Origin of the sequence: Erythrobacter sp. W302b, from assembly GCF_046452395.1 — a bacterium.
Lineage (GTDB): Bacteria > Pseudomonadota > Alphaproteobacteria > Sphingomonadales > Sphingomonadaceae > Erythrobacter.
Genome location: NZ_JBKFDH010000001.1, coordinates 2,691,162 through 2,712,134, shown reverse-complemented (window position 1 = coordinate 2,712,134; position 20,973 = coordinate 2,691,162). Strand labels below are relative to the sequence as shown.

The 20,973-nt window shown below is 66.6% G+C and carries 20 protein-coding genes; 18 read left to right on the top strand and 2 right to left on the bottom strand.

Features of this window, described 5'->3' with window-relative positions; translation table 11 throughout:
• Positions 1-32: 32 nt before the first annotated feature.
• From ACLBKT_RS12835 to ACLBKT_RS12775, 13 genes are all read left to right on the top strand, one after another.
• On the top strand, positions 33-656 hold the full coding sequence (locus tag ACLBKT_RS12835) for a MarC family protein (protein WP_410183691.1): 624 nt from the start codon (positions 33-35) through the stop codon (positions 654-656).
• A gap of 220 nt (positions 657-876) precedes the next feature.
• A complete protein-coding gene (locus tag ACLBKT_RS12830; RefSeq protein WP_410183301.1) occupies positions 877-1,458 on the top strand; it encodes a TerD family protein in 582 nt (193 codons plus the stop codon).
• Positions 1,459-1,518: 60 nt separating this feature from the next.
• Entirely contained in the window at positions 1,519-2,688 is a 1,170-nt protein-coding gene (locus ACLBKT_RS12825) for a TerD family protein (protein ID WP_410183300.1), read from the top strand.
• A 44-nt stretch (positions 2,689-2,732) separates the two neighbouring features.
• Positions 2,733-3,785 carry a DUF475 domain-containing protein gene (locus ACLBKT_RS12820; RefSeq protein WP_410183299.1) on the top strand — a complete coding sequence of 351 codons (1,053 nt, stop codon included), beginning with the start codon at positions 2,733-2,735 and terminating at the stop codon, positions 3,783-3,785.
• A gap of 78 nt (positions 3,786-3,863) precedes the next feature.
• Positions 3,864-4,442 carry a TerD family protein gene (locus ACLBKT_RS12815; protein ID WP_410183298.1) on the top strand — a complete coding sequence of 193 codons (579 nt, stop codon included), beginning with the start codon at positions 3,864-3,866 and terminating at the stop codon, positions 4,440-4,442.
• 67 nt (positions 4,443-4,509) lie between these two features.
• Positions 4,510-5,091, top strand: coding sequence for a TerD family protein (locus ACLBKT_RS12810; RefSeq protein ID WP_410183297.1), 582 nt, complete (start codon positions 4,510-4,512; stop codon positions 5,089-5,091).
• Positions 5,092-5,110: 19 nt separating this feature from the next.
• Positions 5,111-6,268 (top strand): S1C family serine protease, encoded by a 1,158-nt coding sequence (locus ACLBKT_RS12805; RefSeq protein WP_410183296.1) that lies wholly within the window; start codon positions 5,111-5,113, stop codon positions 6,266-6,268.
• Positions 6,261-7,403 carry a phosphoribosyltransferase domain-containing protein gene (locus ACLBKT_RS12800; protein WP_410183295.1) on the top strand — a complete coding sequence of 381 codons (1,143 nt, stop codon included), beginning with the start codon at positions 6,261-6,263 and terminating at the stop codon, positions 7,401-7,403. The genes ACLBKT_RS12805 and ACLBKT_RS12800 overlap by 8 nt, the downstream gene beginning before the upstream one ends.
• Complete coding sequence (locus ACLBKT_RS12795) at positions 7,400-8,149, top strand: sucrose-6-phosphate hydrolase (protein WP_410183294.1); 750 nt, start codon at positions 7,400-7,402, stop codon at positions 8,147-8,149. Before ACLBKT_RS12800 ends, ACLBKT_RS12795 begins: the two co-directional genes overlap by 4 nt.
• Entirely contained in the window at positions 8,133-9,233 is a 1,101-nt protein-coding gene (locus ACLBKT_RS12790) for a cysteine protease StiP family protein (RefSeq protein WP_410183293.1), read from the top strand. Before ACLBKT_RS12795 ends, ACLBKT_RS12790 begins: the two co-directional genes overlap by 17 nt.
• The gene (locus tag ACLBKT_RS12785; protein WP_410183292.1) at positions 9,233-10,147 is read left to right on the top strand and encodes an HpcH/HpaI aldolase/citrate lyase family protein; all 915 of its coding nucleotides are present in this window, start codon (positions 9,233-9,235) and stop codon (positions 10,145-10,147) included. Before ACLBKT_RS12790 ends, ACLBKT_RS12785 begins: the two co-directional genes overlap by 1 nt.
• An 11-nt stretch (positions 10,148-10,158) precedes the next feature.
• Complete coding sequence (locus tag ACLBKT_RS12780; RefSeq protein ID WP_410183291.1) at positions 10,159-11,130, top strand: toxic anion resistance protein; 972 nt, start codon at positions 10,159-10,161, stop codon at positions 11,128-11,130.
• A gap of 79 nt (positions 11,131-11,209) precedes the next feature.
• Complete coding sequence (locus tag ACLBKT_RS12775; protein ID WP_410183290.1) at positions 11,210-11,686, top strand: hypothetical protein; 477 nt, start codon at positions 11,210-11,212, stop codon at positions 11,684-11,686.
• Positions 11,687-11,767: 81 nt separating this feature from the next.
• On the opposite strand, the gene ACLBKT_RS12770 is transcribed toward ACLBKT_RS12775, so the two are convergent.
• A complete protein-coding gene (locus ACLBKT_RS12770) occupies positions 11,768-12,055 on the bottom strand; it encodes a YciI family protein (protein WP_410183289.1) in 288 nt (95 codons plus the stop codon).
• Positions 12,056-12,207: 152 nt separating this feature from the next.
• Here ACLBKT_RS12770 and putA point away from each other — a divergent pair, with 152 nt between their 5' ends.
• From putA to ACLBKT_RS12745, 5 genes are all read left to right on the top strand, one after another.
• A complete protein-coding gene (putA, locus tag ACLBKT_RS12765) occupies positions 12,208-15,342 on the top strand; it encodes a bifunctional proline dehydrogenase/L-glutamate gamma-semialdehyde dehydrogenase PutA (protein ID WP_410183288.1) in 3,135 nt (1,044 codons plus the stop codon).
• Positions 15,342-16,046: an endonuclease/exonuclease/phosphatase family protein gene (locus ACLBKT_RS12760; protein ID WP_410183287.1), complete on the top strand. Its 705-nt coding sequence runs from the start codon at positions 15,342-15,344 to the stop codon at positions 16,044-16,046. The genes putA and ACLBKT_RS12760 overlap by 1 nt, the downstream gene beginning before the upstream one ends.
• Positions 16,047-16,094: 48 nt before the next feature.
• Positions 16,095-16,481 (top strand): hypothetical protein, encoded by a 387-nt coding sequence (locus ACLBKT_RS12755; protein WP_410183286.1) that lies wholly within the window; start codon positions 16,095-16,097, stop codon positions 16,479-16,481.
• 254 nt (positions 16,482-16,735) lie between these two features.
• The gene (gene dcd / locus ACLBKT_RS12750) at positions 16,736-17,290 is read left to right on the top strand and encodes a dCTP deaminase (RefSeq protein WP_066526763.1); all 555 of its coding nucleotides are present in this window, start codon (positions 16,736-16,738) and stop codon (positions 17,288-17,290) included.
• A gap of 114 nt (positions 17,291-17,404) precedes the next feature.
• Entirely contained in the window at positions 17,405-18,583 is a 1,179-nt protein-coding gene (locus ACLBKT_RS12745) for a saccharopine dehydrogenase family protein (RefSeq protein ID WP_410183285.1), read from the top strand.
• A 96-nt stretch (positions 18,584-18,679) separates the two neighbouring features.
• Here the strand turns inward: ACLBKT_RS12745 and ACLBKT_RS12740 are convergent, their stop codons facing one another.
• Positions 18,680-20,872: a TonB-dependent receptor gene (locus ACLBKT_RS12740; RefSeq protein ID WP_410183284.1), complete on the bottom strand. Its 2,193-nt coding sequence runs from the start codon at positions 20,870-20,872 to the stop codon at positions 18,680-18,682.
• Between the last annotated feature and the right edge of the window lie 101 nt (positions 20,873-20,973).

The window sequence follows — 20,973 nt, the reverse complement described above, 5'->3', positions numbered from 1 at the left end:
CCCTATCGACCTGCGAAACCCCTGCCATGGTGCTGACCGAACTCTTCCTTTCCGCCTTTGTCACCCTGTTCGTGGTGATCGACCCGCCGGGGTGTGCGCCGATCTATGCCGGGCTGACCAAGGGCGCGACGCCGCAACAGGCGCGCAGCATGGCGCTGCGGGCGACGGGGATCGCTTCGATCATCCTGTTGATCTTCGCGCTGTTCGGGCAGGAACTGCTGGGCGCGCTGCATATCGAATTGAACTCCTTCCGCATCGCGGGCGGGCTGATGCTGTTCTTCATCGCTTTCGACATGGTGTTCGAAAAGCGCACCCAGCGCCGCGAGGAACGCGCCGAGAAGATCGCCGCCACGCCGGAGATCGAGGACGTGTCGGTCTTTCCGATGGCGATGCCGATGCTGGCCGGGCCGGGCGCGATTGCGGCGATCATGCTGCTGATGAACGAGGCCGAAGGCTGGCCCGAGATGTTTGAAGTGCTCGCCGCGCTGGCCGCCGTTCTGGCGATTACGGCGGCGGCGCTGGTGGCGGCCGGGCCGCTGATCCGGCTGCTGGGCGACAAGGTCGAAGCGGTCATCACCCGCCTGCTCGGCGTGCTGCTGGCCGCGCTCGCGGCGCAATATGTGATCGACGGCCTGAAGGGCAGCTTCGGGCTTTAGAACGAAGCGAAAAGGGCGGAGCACGCCTTCCCTCAACGCCAGTCAGGACACAAGATAAGGGCGATGGGCTGACCCTTTCACCCGCGCGCAATCCTTTAATGAAAGCGTAATGATAACAGCCGTAAGTCCCCTGCAACCCCCTCGGGCGTAGGGTTGACACCCCTATGGCCTTCGGGGATATCCCGATTTGGGACAAATAGCGCAGTTACGCGGGGGATCAGTGGGAATTTCGCTTCAGAAGAGCCAGTCGGTCAGCCTCGCGAAAGAGGCCCCCAACGGGCTGACGCAGATCAGCCTCGGCGTGGGCTGGGATGTGGCCAAGAAGGGCTTCTTCGGCGGCCTGCTCGGCGGCGGGGGCGATATTGATCTCGACGCCTCGTGCATCACCTTCGATGGCGACAAGACCGTGCTGGAATCCGTCTGGTTCGGCAAGCTCACCAATGCCTCGGGCACGATCCGCCACAGCGGCGACAATCTGACGGGTGAGGGCGACGGGGATGACGAAAGCATCGCGATCGAGCTCGACCGGCTCGACAGCAAGGTCGAATATCTTGTCCTCACCGTGAACAGCTTCCGCGGGCAGACCTTTGACAAGGTTGCCAATGCGTTCGGCCGGGTGGTCGACAAGCGCAGCGGCAAGGAACTGGCGCGGTTCGACATTTCGGACTCGGGCTCGCACACCGGGCTGATCCTCGCGAGCCTGTCGCGCAATGGCGGACAGTGGGATTTCAAGGCGATTGGCGAACGCACCGGCGGGCGCACGGTCCATGACCTGACGGCACCGGCCCGCGCGATCCTCTGATGGGCCGCAGCGCCCGGCGGCGCCGCACCCTTCCTTTCATCTTTAGCCGGAGCCAGTCACATGCAGCTGCAACGTGGGGAAAAGCGGTCGCTGGCCGATCTCGGAATTGGCGCGCAATGCGAGGTCACGGTCGCGTTCGGGATGGACGGGATCGACATCGCCGCCTTCGGGCTCGAACCCGGCCAGAAGATCGGCGATGATCGCTATGTCGTGCTGTTCTCCAACCCCGCCACCCCCGGCGGCGAGGTGCGGATGACCAGCAGCGGCAACGCCGCCAGCTTTGCGCTCGATCTCGACCGGCTGCCCGCGAGCATCGACCGGATCGTGTTCACTGCCACCCATGATAGCCGCGCGGTGGGCGAATCCCGCCCGCTGACGGTGAGCATTGATGGCGGCAAGGCCACCTTCGATGCGGCCGCCGCACTCTCCAACGAAAAGGCGGTGATGTTGGCAGAGATTTACCGCCATGCCTCCGGCTGGAAGATCGGCACCATTGCCGCCGGTTTTGCGGGCGGGCTGGCCGCGTTGATCGGGCATTTCGGCGGCGAGGTGGACGAGCCTGCACCGGCACCAGCCCCGCCTCCTCCGCCTCCGCCGCCGCCTCCGCCTCCGCCCGCAGCGCCGGTCAGCCTGAAGAAGATCAGCCTCGACAAGGGCAATTCCACGGTCAGCCTGAAGAAGCAGGGCAACAGCTTCGGGGAGATTGTGCTCAACCTCAATTGGACCGCGCGGACCCAGAAGAAGGGCTTCTTCGGCGGATCGCAGCAGCTTGACCTTGATCTCGGCGTGATCTTCGAACTGGCCGATGGCATGGGCGCAGGCTGCATTCAGGCGCTGGGGCGCAGCTTCGGCGCGTACAATCAGCCGCCCTTCATCGAGCTGTCAGGCGATGACCGGACCGGCGCGGTTGCCGCGGGGGAGACGATCCGCGTCAACGGCCAGTATTTCGACTATATCCGCCGCATTGGCGTGTTCGCGCTGATCTATGAGGGTGCGCCCAACTGGGCCGAGACCGATGGGGTCGTACGGCTCAACATTCCGGGCCAGCCGGAAATCGAGGTGCGGATGGACGAAACCGGCAGCCGCGAGCGGTTGTGCGGGATCGCGACGATCGACAATGTCGGCGGCGAGCTCAAGATGAGCCGGTTGATGCGCTTCTATCAGAGCCAGAAACCTTTTGCCGAGGATATCGGCGTCTATCTTCAGTGGACGCGCGGCAGTAAGGACTGAGCAACAAGACTGCCGTATCGTGCGGCCAGAGGGAAGATTTTTCGATGTTCAAACATTTCGGCGGTTCGCTGCTGTTTACTCTGTTCGGTCTGATCCTGGGCGGCTGGTATGGCTGGGAGCTGACCGGCACCGTCGACGGCATGCTGGGGATCGTGTGGATCTGCGCGGTGCTGGCGGTGCTGGAAGTGTCGCTGTCCTTCGATAACGCAGCGGTCAACGCGTCGGTGCTCAAGGACATGGACCCGGTCTGGCAGCAGCGCTTCCTGACCTGGGGGATCGCGATTGCGGTGTTCGGGATGCGGATCGTGTTCCCGCTGGTGATCGTGATGGTCGCCGCATCGCTCGGCCCGGTCGAGGCGATGAAGCTCGCGCTGAATGAGCCGACCGAATATCAGCGCATCGTCAGCGAAGCGCATATCGGGTTGATGGGCTTTGGCGGCGCGTTCCTCGGGATGGTGGGCCTCAAATATTTCTTCGATTCCGACAAGGAAGTGAACTGGATCGACGCGATCGAGCGCCCGCTGGCGAAGGTCGCCGATATCGAGGCGATTGCCATCGGCCTGGTGCTGGCCGGCACCTGGGCAACGTCGACCATGCTGGCCGATGCTGACGCGCTGACCTTCATCATCGCTGCGATTGCCGGTCTGCTGACCTATCTCGGCGTGGAGATCATCAACCACCTGCTCGAACCGCCCACGCCGACCACCGGCGATGTCGCCAAGGCGGGCTTCGGGGCGTTCCTCTATCTCGAAGTGCTGGATGCCAGCTTCTCGTTCGACGGGGTGATCGGGGCCTTCGCGCTCACCAACAACCTCATCATCATCGCCATCGGTCTGGGGATCGGCGCGATGTTCGTGCGCTCGATGACGATCTTCCTCGTGCGCAAGGGCACGATGTCGGAATATCGCTATCTCGAACACGGGGCCTTCTATGCGATCATGGCGCTGGCGGTGATCATGTTCATCAACACCTTTGCGCACATCCCCGAAGTCGTCACCGGGCTGATCGGCGCGGTGCTGATCGGGCTCGCCTTCTGGTCGTCGGTGCGGTGGAACCGGGCCAACCCGGACGGGGCGCCCGAAGACGCGCTGGCCTGATCGGCGGCGCAGCAATCATTGTGGGTCGCGGCCGGGGTAGTCCCGGCCGCCGCCGGACTTGGGAAAGGAAGACGGATTATGGCTATCTCGCTGTCAAAGGGTGGCAATGTCAGCCTGTCGAAGGAAGCCCCCGGGCTTGACCGCATCATCGTCGGCCTCGGCTGGGATGTGCGCGCGACCGATGGCAAGGATTTCGACCTCGACGCGTCGGCGTTCCTGTGCGCGGCGGGCGGCAAGGTGCGCAGTGACACCGATTTCTGCTTCTACAACAACAAGAACGTCGCCGGCGGCGCAGTCATCCATCAGGGCGACAACCGCACCGGCGAAGGGGACGGCGATGACGAGCAGATCGAGATCACCCTCTCGAAGATGCCCGCCGATGTCGACAAGGTCGCGGTCGTGGTGACGATCTACAATGGCGACGAGAACGGCCAGACCTTCGGTCAGGTCTCCAACGCCTTCATCCGTCTGGTTGATGCCAGCAACAACAATGAAGTCGTGCGCTATGACCTGTCGGAAGACGCTTCGGTCGAAACCGCGATGATCCTCGGCGAAGTCTATCGCCACGGCGGCGAGTGGAAATTCCGCGCGGTCGGTCAGGGCTTCAAGGGCGGGCTCGGCCCGCTCGCGGGGCATTTCGGCGTCAATGTCGGCTAAGGGCTTGGGCGCGCGGTCGGGGCAGGTGTCCGGGCCGCGCCCCCGTTAACACAGGGAAGCACAGAATATGGCGGTTTCGCTCAGCAAGGGCGGCAATGTCTCGCTGTCGAAGGAAGCCCCGGGTCTCAACGCGGTCATGGTGGGCCTCGGCTGGGACGTGCGGCGCACCGATGGCGCAGCGTTCGATCTTGATGCCTCGGCCTTTGTGCTCGGCGCCAATGACAAGGTGCTGTCGGACGCGCATTTCGTCTTCTACAACAACAAGACCTCGCCCGATGGCGCGGTGGTCTATAGCGGCGACAACCGCACCGGCGACGGCGAGGGTGATGACGAGACGATCCGCGTCGACTTCAGCAAGCTCTCGCCCGATGCCAAGAAGGTCGTGATCGCCGTCACCATCCACGATGGCGAGATCAACGGGCAGAATTTCGGTTCGGTCCAGAACGCCTTTGCGCGTGTGACCAATCTGGCCGATGGCAAGGAGCTCGCCCGCTACGACCTGTCCGAGGATGCGTCGATGAACGTCGCGATGATCTTCGTCGAGCTCTATCGCGGCGCTGCGGGCGACATCAAGGTCAAGGCCATCGGCGAAGGCTGGCGCAGCGGGCTTGCGGGTCTGGCAGGCGCGATGGGTGTCAACATCGGCTGAGCCGGGACAGGACGCGGCCATGCAACCTGCCCAGCCCGGCCAGCGCCTGCCGGTCAGCGCCAAGGCTGACTGCCGCATCCGTCTGCAAGGGCCGGAAGGCCAGCGCATCGCGCTTGCCGCCATCGGGACAGGTCAGGGCCAGAGCGGGCGCGTGCTCGCCTTTGAACGGATCGATCCGCAGCACTGGTTCATGGACGGCATGGCCGAGCTCGAAGGCGACTTCGAGATCGTCGCCTATGTCATGGATGACCGCCACGGCGGCTTCACCAATGCCGCCTACCCGATCCACATGGAGGTGGACGGCACCACCCACGTGATGCCCCCGCCAACCGAACAGCTTGCCGCCGTGATCCTGGCCGAGGTCTATACCCGCAATGGCGAGCGGCGGATGAAGCTGTCGAACGAGGGCTTCACCTTCGGGATCGACGCCTATGTTCGGGCGCGCAATCTCGGCGCGGTGACGGTGCCGTTCCGCAATGTGCCGGATGTGCCGCCGCCGGGGAACGGTCCGATCCCGCATCCCGACGGGCGCGGGCATAACCGTCCCAAGCCGGTGCCGGGCCAGCTGATCGGTTCGGGCAGCGGCGTGCTGATCGCGCCCGATCTGATCGTCACCAATGCCCATGTGGTCGAGGACGGCCAGCGCTTCGAGGTCGGCCCCGCGCGCGATCCCGGCATCGTGCTCGCGGTCGATGTCCAGCACGATCTGGCGCTGCTGCGCTGCCAGACGGCCGGCGCGCCGCTGCCGCTCAGGATCGGATCGCCGCTGTTTCTGGGTGAGGATATCATGGCGGCGGGCTTCCCGCTGATCGACGTGCTGGGGGCGGATCTCAAGGTGACCACCGGCAATGTCTCGGGCCTGACGGGCGGGGGCGGGGACATTTCGCGCTTCCAGTTCAGCGCGCCGATTGGCTCGGGCTCGTCCGGCGGGGCGATTATCGACGAATTCGGCAACCTCGTCGGCATCACCTCGGCCAGCCTGGCGCATGACAATATGCGCAACCGGGGGTCCATTTCCGAGAACGTCAATTTCGGCATCCGCGCTGCGATGGTGTTCGAAATGGCAGCGGCGGCGGGGGCGGAACTGCCGCCGATCGCGATTGCGACCGATAACGTGCGCCGCAATGTCGTCGCGCGCGCGCGCAGTGCGGTGGTCAGCATCATCATCCATGCCTGATCCGGTGCAGGATGGCGTCACGGTCGACCTGCCGACCGGGCAGCTTGTGCTGCGCGGGGTCACGCCGGAACGCGTGGCCGCGCTGTGCGATTTCGCCGCCCGGGCCAATCCCAGGCGCGGGTTCCTGATCGTCTCGCGGGTGCTGGGCCGCCATTTGCCGACACCGCCGCAGGCCCTGCGCGCCGCTGCGGATGCGCTCGCCGCGCAGATCCCCGGCGACCTGCCGGGGCCGGTGCTGTTCTGCGGCATGGCCGAGACGGCGACGGGCCTTGCGCAAAGCGTGTGGGCGGCATGGCGCGCCCGTCACCCGGAAGCCGCCAGCGCCTATATCCAGAGCAGCCGTCAGATCGTGGCAGGCGCGCGCATCCTCACCCGGTTCGAGGAAGGCCACAGCCACGCCGCTTCGCACATGGTGCAGGTGAGCGCGGACGTCGAACCCACACTCGCCGCCGCGCGAAGTCTCGTCATTGTCGATGATGAATGCAGCACCGGCAGCACCTTCGTCGAGGCGGCCGAGGCGCTGATCATGGCCTTGCCGCAGATCGCCGCGGTGCATTGCGCCAGCCTCACCGATTGGAGCGGGGGCGGGTTTCTGGCCCGGATGCCGCGCCCCGCTGCGACGCATTCGCTGATCGCCGGAACGCTCGTATGGACGCCGGGCGCTGGTCAGGCCGCCGCGACCCTCGCGCCCACCGCCAACCGCCACGGCACTGCGCCTGCCACCGGCATGCGCAGCCGCACCGGCCTGCTCGCGCCGGAAGCGGCGGATCGCGAGCCTCTTTCCGCCGCGCCGGGCGAACGGGTGCTGGTGCTTGGCGATGGCGAGCACGCCTATGAAGCGCTGCGGATCGCCGAAGACCTCGCCGCGCAGGGCGCGATCACCGCCGTCCAGTCGATCACCCGCACGCCCGCACTGATCGGCCATGCGATGCGGAGCGTCACCACGCTGGAAGACGCCTATGGCTCGGGCGCGGCGTGCCATGTCTACAACCTTCTCGCCCACCGGCCCGACCGGATCGTCATCGCGGCGGAGATTGCGGGGGCGCAGGCCGACACCCTGGCGCGCTGGGTCGCGGAAGCCGGCAGCAGCGCCATGGTCGAACTCGCGCTTTGCCGCTACGGGGCGCAGGCATGACCATCCGCCCGCTTATCCTGGCCGACCTTGACGACAGCCTGTTCCAGACGCGGCCCAAGTGCGGCGACTGGCCGGAGGACACGCTGCGGCTGATGAGCCGCCTCGTCGATGGCAGCCCCAGTGGGTACGCAACGCCGCCGCAGCAGGGGCTGATGGCGTGGCTGGCGCATGGCGAGGTGGTGCCGGTCACCGCCCGCAGCCGCGAAGTGCTGTCGCGGGTCGACATCGCGCAGGCCCCGGCGATCTGCGCCAATGGCGGCTGCATCCTGATGGCGGACGGCACGCCCGATCCGGTCTGGCATCGCCACCTCGAAGCGCAGGCGCAGACCGGGATTACGCCCGCCGCGCTCCATCCCGAACTGATTGCCGGGCTGGACGGCGCGGCGTTCCGCCACTGGATCGTCAGCGAGGACGGGCTCGATCTCTATTGCGTCATCAAGAGCAATCACGGCGATGTCCCCGCGCTGACCGCCGTGGCCGAGGCGCTGAGGCCGCGTCTGCCCCACGGCTGGCGCATCCACGCCAATGGCAACAACCTCGCCTTCCTGCCCCCGTGGCTGAGCAAGCGGGCAGCGGTGCGCTACATGCTGGAACAGGTCCGCTGCGACACGCCCGAACGCCCGGTGATCGGCATTGGCGACAGCTGGTCGGATGCGGGCTTCCTCGACCTCACCGATATGGCGATGATCCCGACGGGCGCGCAGTTGTGGCAGCACATTGCGCGCGGGCATGAGTGGATCGATTGAGCGCGTGGCCATGACCCCGTTCCACGGCTCCTACGCCCCCGAAGACGTAACCTTCCTGCTGAAACCCGCAGCCATCGGCCTGACCGACGTGCGCGCCAAGGAGGCGCTGATCCAGTCGGGCGCTCGGCATTATTCGGAAATGCTGTCGGAAGAGCGGCTGCCGGACGGGCGCTATCTCGATCTCTACCACGCCGCGCTGGCGCGGAATGGGGGGCGGCTCAGGGCTGACGTGGCGGCGCTGGCCGATGCGATTGCCGCGCGGCCCGCAACGTCGCAAAGCTGCACCATTATCTCGCTCGCCCGCGCGGGTACGCCCATCGGCGTGCTGCTGCGCCGGGCCTTGCTGCGGCGCGGGGTCGAGGCGGTGCATTACGCGGTCAGCATCATCCGGGGCCGCGGGATCGACCGCGTCGCGCTCGCCCACATCGCCGCCGCACGCGGGACAGCGGACGCGGTGTTCGTTGACGGCTGGACGGGCAAGGGCGCGATCACCGGGGAACTGGACGCGAGCCTTGGCGACGGGAGCACCGGCTTCGCCCCCTTCCTCGCGGTGGTGGCCGACCCGGCGGGCTGCGCCAGCCTCGCGGCGACGGCGGCGGACTATCTCATCCCCTCCGGCATCCTCGGCGGGATCGTATCCGGGCTGGTGAGCCGCTCGGTGCTGTCCGATGCGCTGGTGGGTGAGGGCGAGTTCCACGCCTGCCGCCACCTCACCGAATTCGCCGCAGCCGACCAATCGCGCGCCTTCATCGCCGCCATCGAGGCCGCACCGCCTTCCGCCCACCCCCACCCCGGCTGGACAACGGAAGGGGCCCGCCACAGCCGCCTTGCCTGCGAGAGGCTGATCGCCAGCCTGATGGACGAATTCGCGGTCAGCGATCGCAACCGCATCAAGCCCGGCATCGCGGAGGCGACCCGCGCTGTCCTGCGCCGCGTGCCCGAGGCCGTGCTGGTGCGCGACACGGATGACGCGGAAGTTGCTCATTTGCTTCATCTTGCCACACAAACCGGGGTAAGTGTGCGGCAACGGGAACTCGGCAACTATCGCGCCGTAACTGTGATTGCGAAAGCAGGAGACGTGTGATGACGAAAGCGGTCGAGCTCGGTGCGACGCTTTATATCCCGGTGCAGCACCCGCGCCTTGCCGAAGTGCTGGCGGGCGACAATCCCGATCTGCGTTCGGTGGTGATCTGTCTTGAGGACTCGCTGCACGAGGCCGAGGTGGGCGCGGCGCAGGACGTGTTCCGTGCAACGCTCCGGGCGCTGGAGGCCGCGCCGCCCGCGCTGATCGCCTACACCCGCCCGCGCAGTCCCGCGATGCTGACCTGGATGCAGGCGCAGCCGGGAATCGAGCGGCTGGCCGGGTTCGTCCTGCCCAAGATCACGACCGCCAATCTGGGCGACTGGCTCGCGCGGCTGGAAAACCCCCGGCACGGGATCATGCCCACCATCGAAGGCGCCGAGGCCTTCGACCGCACGGCGCTGACCGCGATGGCGCGCAGGCTCCAGCCGCTGGGCGATCAGGTTCATGCGGTCAGGATCGGTGGGAACGACATCCTCAACCTGCTCGGCGTCCGCCGCTCGCGCACCCGCACCGCCTATGACGGCCCGCTCGGCCTGGCGATTGCGACCATGGCGAGCGTGTTCCTGCCCGAGGGCATGGCCCTGTCCGCTCCGGTGTTCGAGCACTACGCACAAAGCGATCTGCTGCGTGAGGAGGTCGCCCGCGATCTCGAGCATGGCCTGCTCACCAAGACGGCGATCCATCCGGTGCAGGTCGGCATCATCCACGAAGCGCTGCGCCCCTCGGCCAGCGAAGCGGAAGAGGCGCGCGCCATCCTTGCGCGGGAAGCGCGGGCGGTGTTCAGCCACGGCGGCAGCATGTGCGAGCCGACCACCCACGCGCGCTGGGCGGCAGGCGTGCTGGACCGCGCCGCGGTGCACGGCCTGCGCGGTGCTGCGCCCGGCGTTCCCGAACAGCCGACCCGGGTCGCCTGACGCTGCCGCCAATGACCCACCCCGCCTCCGCGATCACCAAACGGCGCCACGCCGAACTGGCCGGGCAGGCGATGAAATATGTCGCAGAGTTGCTGCTGATCGAGCCGCTGAGTCCGGCCTTCGATCACAAGCTCGAAGCGATTGAGGCGCTGGGCCGGGATGACATCGCGCAGCTTTCCGCGCGCCATGCGGGCAGCCTCGCCCATGTCGCGCCGCCGCCGACCGGCGGGATCGCCCGCGCGATTGCGGGGCTGCGCAACCTTGCGGAAAGCCTCGAACCGCTGCGCCAAGGCAATCTCATCAGCGGGGCCAAGCGCTTCGGCCTGATCCCGGCCAAGCCCGACCCCAAGGCCTATTTCCGCCGATATCGCGCGGCGCAGAGCGAGATCGAGGCGGCGCTGACCGCGCTGACCCGCGAACGTGACGCGCTGATCCGCGCCAATGTCACGCTCGAAGCCGAGCAGGCCGGGCTGACGCCGCTGATCGCTGCCCTCAGCGAACACGCGCTCTTCGCCGAGGAAATCGCGCTCACCCTCACCGCCCGCGCTGAGGCGCTGGCCGCGCGTGAGCCGATGAAGGCGCGGCGGCTGCAATCGGATGCGCTCCACACGGTCCAGACCCGGATGCGCGACATGGCCGAGGCCCGCGCGCTCGCCATGCAGGCCGCGGCCCTGCGCGAGATCGTCAGCGCCACCAACACCCGGCTGATCGAAGGCATTGATCAGGCGACCGCGACCATGGTGCTGGTGCTGCGCACCGCGATCGAGGCGGCGCGGATGATCGCCAGTCAGGAACTGGTGCTCGACGGGATTGCCAGCCTGCGCCGCGCGGCCAGCAATCTGATCGAGGAGGATGATCCCGTCAGCACGGACGCCAGCGCCGAAGCCTTGCAGTCGGCCTTTGCCAGGCTCTACGATGCGCTCGACCGGCTCGACACCGAACGCGCAGGCAGCGCGGCACGGCTGGGCGATCCGGCGCGCTAAGCTGCTGGTGGCACTTGCCGGGGTGTGATGTTAGGACGGCACGCCGGACAAGCGCCGGTCAAGGGAGACGTGACGGTTCGTGGGCCTGTTTGATTCGATCAGGAAGATGTTTGCGGCGCCCGAGCCGGGGGCGGACCCATTGCCCGGTGCTGCGGCGCCCGCGCCTCGCAAGCCCGCATTCGATTACGACGACCCGCGCGTGCCGACTGGCGCGCGGGACAAGATCCGCACGATCCTCTCCAGCCTCGCCGAAGTCGAAGGGATGATGGACCGCGAACAGGTGCAGGCCGTCAGCCGCACCGAGATCGAGCTGATGCGCGACGAACATCTGCCCAAGCTGGTCAAGAGCTATATCGACATCCCCAGCGCCCACCGCGCCGAAATCTTCCGCAAGACCGGCAAGTCGGCCAGCTTTATCCTCGAAGAAAGCCTCAGCACCATGCAGGCCCGGATCGACGAGATCGCCCGCAATCTGGCGCAACACGATCTCGACGCCTTTTCCAGCAACGCGGCCTTCATCAGCCGCCGTTACAGCGACAACGACCCGTTTAGGTAAGTGCTTTCGAACTGGGCGACCCTTATGGGCCCCTCCCCAAGGAAAGGGGAGGTGAAAAGCATTTGGTTTGCGGTTTGCCTGTTACGCCCAGTCGCCCAGCAGCGGCGTAAATTCATCCACCCGGATCAGCTGCCACACCCCGCCGGTGAGATAGGGATCGTCCGCCAGAATGGCGCGGGCGGCGGCTTCGTCCTCGGCCTTCACGATCAGCAATGAGCCGATGATCAGCCCGTCGCTGCGCTTCAACGGGCCAACGATCACGAAATGCTCGGCATTGGCGTGGACGAAGTCGAGGTGTGCGGGCCGATGGATTGCGCGCAGGCGGCCACCGTCTTCTCCGTCGCGGCAGTGGAAGCAGAACATGCGCATGATCGAAAAGCCCCCGTTGGTCGCCAGCGCAAGGCTAACCGCGCAAGCTGCGGCGGGCAAGCGGGGCGTTGCAAAACCCGCGCTTGAAGCGCAGCCTCAGCGCGTTCAGAGGGCCGGGCATTCTCCCCGCGAATCGTTTCAGGTGAAACCAGATGGCTGACTACTCCGCTGCCCCCAGCATCGACCGCACGGACCTGCGCCGCGCCTACCGGCAGGAGGAAGAGGCCTGCATCGCCGAGCGGCTGGATCAGGCCGCCCCGGCCGCGCGGGTTCATGCCGCAGCGGCGCAATTGGCCATCGATCTGATCGAAGGCGCGCGCGGGAAGAAGGCGAGCGGGATCGACGCCTTCCTTCAGCAATATGGCCTCGATACCGAGGAAGGCATCGCGCTGATGTGCCTCGCCGAAGCGCTGCTGCGCGTGCCCGATGCCGCCACCGCCGATGCGCTGATCCGCGACAAGATCGGCAGCATCGAATGGGGCGAGCATCTGGGCGAAAGCTCTTCCACTTTCGTCAACGCCGCGACCTTCTCGCTGATGCTGACCGGCGAAGTGCTCGATCCGCCCGATGCCCGCCAGCGCGGGATGGGCTCGGTGCTGAAGCGCGCGATGAACCGGCTGGGCGAGCCGGTGATCCGCACCGCGACCGGTCAGGCGATGAAGATATTGGGCGGGCAATTCGTGTTCGGCCGCACCATCGACGAGGCGCTGAAGCGCGCCGCGCCCGAGCGGGCGCGGGGGATCACGCACAGCTTCGACATGCTGGGCGAGGCGGCGATGACCTTTGCCGATGCCGAGAAGTACCGGCAGGCCTATGAAGCGGCACTGACCCGGCTGGCGCGCGAAGCGGGCGCTGGGGTGGCCGGATCGCCGGGCATTTCGGTCAAGCTCTCGGCGCTCCACCCCAAATATACCTTCTTCCACGCCGACGCGGCCAAGGCCGCGATGGTGCCGATGATCAAGACGCTCGCCCTGCGCGCGCGCGATGCCGACATCCACTTCACCATCGACGCCGAAGAGGCCGAGCGGTTGGAACTCAGCCTCGACATCATTGAGGAACTGGTCGCCGATGACGAGCTGTTCCGCCGCCCCGATGGCAGCCGGTGGGAGGGCTTCGGCCTCGCGATCCAGGCCTACCAGAAGCGCGGGATCTGGGTGTGCGACTGGGCCGGCAAACTGGCGCGCCGTCACGGCCGCAAGCTGTTCGTGCGGCTGGTGAAGGGCGCCTATTGGGACAGCGAGGTGAAGCTGGCGCAGGTGGGCGGCTATACCGACTACCCCGTCTTCACCCGCAAGGTCGCGACCGATGTCAGCTACCTCGCCTGCGCCGCACGCCTGTTCGAGCACGCCGATGTGATCCGCCCGGCCTTTGCCACGCACAACGCCTATACGATTGCAGCGATCAAGCACCTCAGCGAGGGCAAGGCCTTCGAGTTTCAACGCCTCCACGGCATGGGCGAAGAGGTGTACGACGCCCTCCACGCCCTCGAAGGCAACCAGCGCACTCCGGTTCGCATCTACGCGCCGGTTGGCGGGCACAAGGAACTGCTCGCCTATCTGGTGCGCCGCCTGCTGGAGAACGGCGCGAACACCAGTTTCGTCAACCGCATGGGCGATGCCGATATTCCGGCCGAAGAGCTGGTCGGCGATCCCGTCGCGGAACTCGCCGCGCTCAGCCCGCGCCGCAATCCGGCGATCCCCTTGCCGAAGGACATCTTCGGCGCGCGCGTCAACAGCGCCGGGATCGATCTGAGCGACCCCATGGTGCGGGAGCCGCTGATGGCGCGGCTGAAGATGCTCGAAGACGTCCAGTGGCAGGCCGAGCCGACCTTCCCGGCGGCCATCGCGGGCGAGATCGCGCCGATCACCAAGCCGCATGATCCCGCCGCCGTCATCGGCACCCGCCGGGATGCGACCGCCGAAGAGGTCGAAGCCGCCTTCACCCGCGCCGCCGCAATCCAGCCCGGCTGGGACGCGCTGGGCGGCGAGGCGCGGGCGCTGTTGCTCGAAGAAGCGGCCAACCTGTTCGAAGCGCACGCGGCGGAATTCCTCAGCCTGTGCCAGCGCGAAGCGGGCAAGACGCTGCTCGATTCCGTGCTCGAACTGCGCGAGGCGGTCGATTTCCTGCGCTATTATGCGCAAGGCGCGCGTCAGCAATTCGGTGCGCCAACGATCCTGCCCGGGCCGACGGGCGAGGAAAACTCACTCGCGCTCCACGGGCGCGGGGTGTTTGCCACCATCAGTCCGTGGAACTTCCCGTTGGCGATTTTCATCGGCATGGCCTCAGCCGCGCTGGCGGCGGGCAATTCGGTGATCGCCAAGCCCGCCGAACAGACTCCGCTGATCGCGGCCCTCGCGGTCAAGCTGTGCCACGAAGCCGGTATTCCGCCCGAGGCGCTGCAACTGCTGCCCGGCGCAGGCGCGGTCGGCCAGATGATCACCGCCGATCCGCGCCTTGCGGGCGTCGCCTTCACCGGCTCGACCGAGACCGCCCGCGCGATCAACTGCGCGCTCGCCAATCGCGACGGGCCGATCGCCACGCTGATCGCCGAGACCGGCGGTCAGAACGCCATGATCGTCGACAGCTCCGCGCTGCCCGAACAGGTGGTGCGCGATGTGCTGGCGAGCAGCTTCCAGAGCGCGGGGCAGCGCTGCTCGGCGCTGCGAGTGCTCTATCTGCAAGATGACATCGCCGAGCCGATGCTGGACATGATCCGCGGCGGGTTCGAGGCGCTGCATGTCGGCGATCCGGCGGAGCTTGCCACCGATGTCGGCCCGGTCATTGACGAGGACGCCAAGGCCGCGCTCGAACGCCATGTTGCGCGCTGCGTGGCGAGCGGCCGGCCGGTCACGCGCCTGCCGCTCCCGCCGCAGACCGCGAAGGGCTGCTTCGTCGCGCCGACCATTGTTGAACTCGGCTCGATCCGCGATCTGACGCGCGAACATTTCGGCCCGGTGCTGCACGTGGTGCGCTTTGGCGCCGGTGAGCTGGCGCAGGTGGTGGATGACATCAACGCCACCGGCTTCGGCCTCACGCTCGGCCTCCACAGCCGTATCGCCGAAACGCGGCGCTTCGTGCAGGCCCATGCGCGGGTCGGCAATTTCTACGTCAACCGCAACCAGATCGGCGCGGTGGTCGAGAGCCAGCCCTTCGGCGGCGAGGGCCTGTCCGGCACCGGCCCCAAGGCGGGCGGTCCGCACTACCTTGCACGCTTCGCGACCGAGCGGGTGATGACGATCGACACCACGGCGGCAGGCGGCAACGCGAGCCTGCTGGCGGCGGGATAATGGCGCAGCGGATCAAGGTCGCCAGCTACAACATCCACAAGGGCGTGGGCACCGACCGCCAGCGCGATCCCGCGCGCATCCTCAAGGTGCTGGCCGAGGTCGATGCCGATATCGTCTGCTTGCAGGAGGCAGACCTCAGATTCGGCAAGCGCACCAGCGTGCTCCCGCCCTTCATGATCGCGAGCCACACCGACTACGTCCCGGTGCCGCTCGACGTACAGCATGATTCGATGGGGTGGCACGGCAATGCGATCCTGGTGAAGCGCCACATCCGCATTGACGCGCATGACATCATCCACATCCCCTGCCTTGAGCCGCGCGGGGTGGTGACGGCGACCTTGGGGATCGGCGGGGCGAGTGTCAGCGTGTTCGGGATGCATCTCGACCTGTCCGGCCTGTGGCGCGTGCGGCAGGCCCGCGCCATCACCGCACTGGGCGAGGCCGCCCGGCAGCAGCATCCCACGGTGCTGATGGGCGACATCAACGAATGGCGCGCCAATGCCGGGTGTTTCCGCGAGTTTGGCAAGCATTTCACCGTGCTCGACCCCGGGCCCAGCTTCCACAGCCAGCGCCCCATCGGGCGGCTCGACCGGATCATGCATTGCGACCGGCTGGTGCTGCGCAGCTGCGGCGTGCACCGCAGCGCGCTCTCCGCGACCGCGTCGGATCATCTGCCGGTGTGGGCCGAGTTCACGGTGGGGTAATCTGCTCTGCGCGAAAACCGCGGTGATACCCGCAGGAGGAGAGCGGTGATGACAATGTCGGCCAAGGCCGTCCTGCTTGCAGGGCTGATGATCACGGCGAACGCGCAGGCCGAGCCGCCACGGATGCGGGTCCGGCCCGCCGAGACGCCAACGCCCGCGCCGTCACCCGGCGATAGCTATGGCCTGCCCGGCGCCCCGAACGAGCGCGCGCTGCGCGCCCGCGCCAATCTGGAGGCGCTGCTTCAGGGCCGCATCTATACCAGCGACCTGTCTCCGCAGGACTTGCAGGACGTGCTCGATTTCGAGCGCATGGCGCGGGGCATCGTCCCGGACAACCGCACCTTCCAGCAGCAATGCATCGACGAGGAGGTCCGCCGCAACGGCGGCAACCCGACCCAGCTCGCGTGGCAGGTGATCCGGCTGAAGTGCCAGTGAGTTGCAGTCCTAGCCCTCTCCCCTTGCGGGAGAGGGTTGGGAGAGGGGTCCGGAGCGAAGCTCCGGCCCAGCCCCCTCTCAACTGCGACTAGGCAGCAAGCTGCCAAGTCTTCGTATCTCTCCCACAGGGGGGAGAGATAAGCTTTTCCGCATAGGGGTCTCTAGCCGTTTTCCGCTCCCGCAACGCTGAGGCGAGAGGGGATATGTTTCCGCCCGCTCTTGCCCCGCACCCGCGCATCGGGAATCCCTCGTTCATGGCGATTCTCTCCGACAAATGGATCCGCACCCAGGCGCTCGAACATGGCATGATCGAGCCCTTCGTCGAAGCGCAGCGGCGCGACGGGGTGATTTCCTATGGCCTCTCGTCCTACGGCTACGACGCCCGCGTCGCGCCCGAGTTCAAGATCTTTACGAACGTCGATAGCTCGGTGGTCGATCCCAAGCAGTTCGATCCCAAGAGCTTCGTCGACCGCGAGACTGATGTCTGCATCATCCCGCCCAATTCCTTCGCGCTTGCCCGCACGGTCGAATATTTCCGCGTGCCGGAAGATGTGCTGGTGATCTGCCTCGGCAAGAGCACCTACGCGCGCTGCGGGATCATCGTGAACGTGACGCCGTTGGAGCCGGGTTGGGAAGGGCATGTGACGCTCGAGTTCAGCAACACCACGCCGCTGCCCGCGAAAATCTACGCCAATGAAGGCGCCTGCCAGTTCCTCTTCCTCCAGGGCAACGAACGCTGCGAGACCAGCTACAAGGACCGCGCGGGCAAATATATGGGCCAGCGCGGGGTGACGCTGCCGAGGTTGTGACCCACTTCCGTTCGCCCTGAGCTTGTCGAAGGGCCGCACTTCTTTTAGCCCTGAGCCTGCCTCAAGAAAGACAGTGCTTCGGCAAGCGCAGCACGAACGGAGTTGGGATTCACCATGACCAAAGCCCGCGAATTCGACATCATCGTCTATGGCGCCACCGGCTACACCGGACGGCTGGTGGCGGAATATCTCGCCCAGCATTACGGCAGCCGTGAGGACGGCCCCAAGTGGGCCATGGCAGGCCGCAGCCTCGCCAAGCTTGAGGAGGTCCGCGACCTGATCGGCGCACCGGTCTCCACGCCGCTGGTGGTCGCCAATGCCGACGAAGACGCCGACCTCGAAGCCATGTGCGCGCGGACGAAGGTCGTGCTGACCACCGTTGGCCCGTACCAGCTCTATGGCGACAAGCTCGTCGCGGCCTGTGTGAAGACCGGCACCGACTATGCCGACCTGTGCGGCGAACCGGCCTGGATGGCGGAGAAAATTGCCGAGCATCAGGCCGCCGCCGAGGCGAGCGGCGCGCGCATCTGCTTTTCCTCCGGGTTCGATTCCATCCCCTTCGATCTCGGGGTGATGATGACCCAGAAGGCCTGCGTGGAGCGCTTCGGCAAGCCCGCGCCGCGCATCCGGGGACGGGTGCGCGCGATGCAGGGCACCTTCTCGGGCGGCACTGCGGCGAGCCTCGGCGCGACGATGAAGGCGGCGGCCAAAAGCCCCTCGCTGATCAACGTGCTGCGCAATCCCTTTGCGCTGACGCCGGGTTTCGAAGGGCCGGACCAGCCCTCGGGCATGATCCCTTCGTATGAGGACGACCTCGGCAAGTGGTCCGCGCCCTTCGTGATGGCGCCGATCAACACCAAGAACGTCCACCGCACCAACTTCCTGCTCGGCCACCCCTACGGGACCGATTTCCAGTATGACGAAATGATGCTGACCAGCCCCGGCGACGCGGGCAAGGCGGCGGCCAATGCGGCGCTCGAGTTCATGAAGAACCCCTTCGGCGCCAAGCCGCCCAAGCCGGGTGAGGGCCCCACGAAGGAAGAGCGCGAGAACGGCTTCTACGATGTGGTGTTCGTCGCCGACATGGCTGACGGCGGGCGTCTGCAATTCGGGGTCAAGGGCCGGTATGATCCGGGCTATGGCTCAACCAGCCGGATGCTCTCCGAAACCGGGATTGCGCTGCTCAGCTGCACCAAGCCGGGCGGGATCGGGACGCCGGGCAGCTTCCTGGGTGAAGATCTCGTGAAGCGGCTGGAAGAGCACGCCGAGCTGACCTTCGCGGTCGAGAGCTAGGCTGTGAGTCCCCGCGCAGGCGGGGACCTTGGTCGTCTTTGTCACAAGGCCAAATGAGCCCCCGCCCGCGCGGGGGCTCACCTGTTTTTGCAATCGTCAGAAGCTCAGGCGCACGCTCGCGCGGAAGTTGCGGCCCACCAGCGGCACGAAGTCCTTGGTGAAGCTGGCATGGCGGCGGCCGTTGACATCGAAGATGTTGTCGGCGGCCAGCTGCACAGTGACGTTCTGGTTATCGGCTAGCGGACGCCACGCGATCAGGGCGTTGACCAAAGTGAAGCTGTCCGTTGGCGTTTCAAACGCGGTCGTGCGGTCCTGCTTGTCGAACCATTGCACTTCGCCGCGCACGTCGAACGCGCCGGTCTGGGCTTCCAGCGCGCCGAGCAGGCTCAGCGGCGGGATGCGCGGCACGGCGGTGCCATCGGCCAGTTCCGCCTCGACATAGGAGGCGCGCAGATCGGTGATCAGGCGGAAGCCTTCGCCGTCGATGATCGGATAGTTGAGATCGGCTTCAATCCCGAAGAAGTCGGCATCCTGCTGGAGGTATTGGAAGACCGGCAGATCGTCCTCCTCCTCGCCGGTTTCCTCCAGGAAGATGTAGTTGCCGAACCACTGCCTGAAGGCGGTCAGGCTGAACGTCCCGGCACCGATGCTGCCGCGGGCATAGGCTTCCAGGCCCCAGGCGGTTTCGGTCCGAAGGTTGGGGTCGCCGATTTCGAACGCCTGCGTGGCGATGTGCGGACCGTCGGAGAACAGTTCCTCGGCGCTCGGCGCACGTTCGGCGCGCGAGCCGTTGATACCGACGCGGATACCTTCGATGCCCTCGTACACGAGGCCAAGCGCGCCGGAGTAGGTATCGAAATCACGCTCGATGCCGAGGGTCTGGGCCTTGACCTTGGTGAATTCGGCGCGGCCAGCGGCTTCGATCTGGAACGGGCCCGTGCCGAGTTCCTGAAGCGTGAACAGCGCGACCTGATCGGTCAGGTTGGGCGGAATATAGGCCTCAGCCCCGACGGCGAAGAAATCGCGGTGCTGGTATTGAACACCGCTCGATCCGCGCAGGGTGCCGCCGGTGTTCTGCACCAGTTCGGCGCGGGCTTCGACGCTGGTGGAATCGAACACGGTGCCGACTTCGGCGCCTTCGAATTCGGTGTGGGTGTAGTCCGAATAGCCGACCCGCAGCTTCAGGCGTTCAAACGCGCCGTCGCCAAGGAAGACGTCGCCCTTGAAGTCGGCGCGGAACTGCTTGAGGCCGATGGTGACGAGCTCCTCGCCTTCTTCCTCGCCGCCTTCTTCTTCGCCTTCCTCGCCGTGGTGGTGGCCTGCGCCCGGCCGCGTGGGGACGCCGTAGGTGGTGTCATACCAGCCGAGCGATGCGCCGAAGGTGCTTTCGCCCAGGATCACACCGAGACCGGCGTTGATCGTCCAGCTTTCCATCGCCGAGTTGGGCACGGTGCCGCGCTGATTGGCGGCTTCCCGCAGTTCGGCCGCTTCTTCCAGCTCGCCTTCCGCTGCTTCCTCGTCGGCATCGGCGAGCAGATCGGCCCGCAGCGCCGGCGCGACCTGGAAGCCGCCGATCTCGAAATCATCGGTCTGACGCCAGGAACCATCGACGTGGAACACGAGGCTCTCGCCCACACCGACGTCGATGCTGCCCGCGCCCGTGCGCAGGTTGGTTGCGCTGTCGATCCCGGCAAAACCGTCAAAGTGGAAGTCTTCATCCGGCATCCGGGTCGGGATGCGCTTGTCGATCACGTTGACCGCACCGCCGATCGCCTGGCTGCCGTAGAGCAGCACGGCGGGGCCGCGCAGCACTTCAATCCGCTCGACCGTGATCGGGTCGATGGTGGTCGCGTGGTCGACCGAGGTGTTCGACACGTCCGCGGTGCCGACGCCGTCGACCAGCACGCGCACACGTTCGCCCTGCTGGCCGCGCAGCACGGGGCGCGAGGAGCCGGGGGCGAAGCTGGTGGCAGAGACGCCCGGAATCTTCGTCAGCAGGTCGCCGATCTGGCCGGTCACGGCGTCGCGCTGGATGTCGCGGATTTCAACCACGCTCGTACCGGCGAGCACGTCGAGCTCCTTGAGGCCCTGTGCACTGACGATAATGGTGCCGATCCCGTCGGTCTGGCGGTTGTGGACGTCATCCTCCACCTGAGCGCCGCCAGCGGGCTGCGCTGCGGCTTCCGCTTCCGCCGTCTCCGCAAGCGCGGGCGTGGCGACAAAGGCCAGACCCAGCGCAGCAGTGAGTGCAAGATGAGAGGACGCGGTTTGCGTCTTGTGCTTGATCATGGGGGTTCCCGTTGAAAGAATGAGATAACGTATCGCGCGCCTAGCGCCGAGCCCGGCGAATGCAAGCCACAATCTGACAAGTGGGCGATGAAGACCGACCA

Coding starts and splice junctions, on each gene's coding strand:
- ACLBKT_RS12770 (WP_410183289.1), bottom strand. CDS start 12,055: ATGCGCATGTTCTGCTTCCACTGCCGCGACGGAGAAGACGGTGGCCGC.
- ACLBKT_RS12810 (WP_410183297.1), top strand. CDS start 4,510: ATGGCGGTTTCGCTCAGCAAGGGCGGCAATGTCTCGCTGTCGAAGGAA.
- ACLBKT_RS12740 (WP_410183284.1), bottom strand. CDS start 20,872: ATGATCAAGCACAAGACGCAAACCGCGTCCTCTCATCTTGCACTCACT.
- ACLBKT_RS12760 (WP_410183287.1), top strand. CDS start 15,342: ATGGCGCAGCGGATCAAGGTCGCCAGCTACAACATCCACAAGGGCGTG.
- ACLBKT_RS12825 (WP_410183300.1), top strand. CDS start 1,519: ATGCAGCTGCAACGTGGGGAAAAGCGGTCGCTGGCCGATCTCGGAATT.
- ACLBKT_RS12745 (WP_410183285.1), top strand. CDS start 17,405: ATGACCAAAGCCCGCGAATTCGACATCATCGTCTATGGCGCCACCGGC.
- ACLBKT_RS12815 (WP_410183298.1), top strand. CDS start 3,864: ATGGCTATCTCGCTGTCAAAGGGTGGCAATGTCAGCCTGTCGAAGGAA.
- ACLBKT_RS12805 (WP_410183296.1), top strand. CDS start 5,111: ATGCAACCTGCCCAGCCCGGCCAGCGCCTGCCGGTCAGCGCCAAGGCT.
- ACLBKT_RS12795 (WP_410183294.1), top strand. CDS start 7,400: ATGACCATCCGCCCGCTTATCCTGGCCGACCTTGACGACAGCCTGTTC.
- ACLBKT_RS12820 (WP_410183299.1), top strand. CDS start 2,733: ATGTTCAAACATTTCGGCGGTTCGCTGCTGTTTACTCTGTTCGGTCTG.
- ACLBKT_RS12780 (WP_410183291.1), top strand. CDS start 10,159: ATGACCCACCCCGCCTCCGCGATCACCAAACGGCGCCACGCCGAACTG.
- putA (WP_410183288.1), top strand. CDS start 12,208: ATGGCTGACTACTCCGCTGCCCCCAGCATCGACCGCACGGACCTGCGC.
- ACLBKT_RS12800 (WP_410183295.1), top strand. CDS start 6,261: ATGCCTGATCCGGTGCAGGATGGCGTCACGGTCGACCTGCCGACCGGG.
- ACLBKT_RS12755 (WP_410183286.1), top strand. CDS start 16,095: ATGACAATGTCGGCCAAGGCCGTCCTGCTTGCAGGGCTGATGATCACG.
- ACLBKT_RS12790 (WP_410183293.1), top strand. CDS start 8,133: ATGAGTGGATCGATTGAGCGCGTGGCCATGACCCCGTTCCACGGCTCC.
- dcd (WP_066526763.1), top strand. CDS start 16,736: ATGGCGATTCTCTCCGACAAATGGATCCGCACCCAGGCGCTCGAACAT.
- ACLBKT_RS12785 (WP_410183292.1), top strand. CDS start 9,233: ATGACGAAAGCGGTCGAGCTCGGTGCGACGCTTTATATCCCGGTGCAG.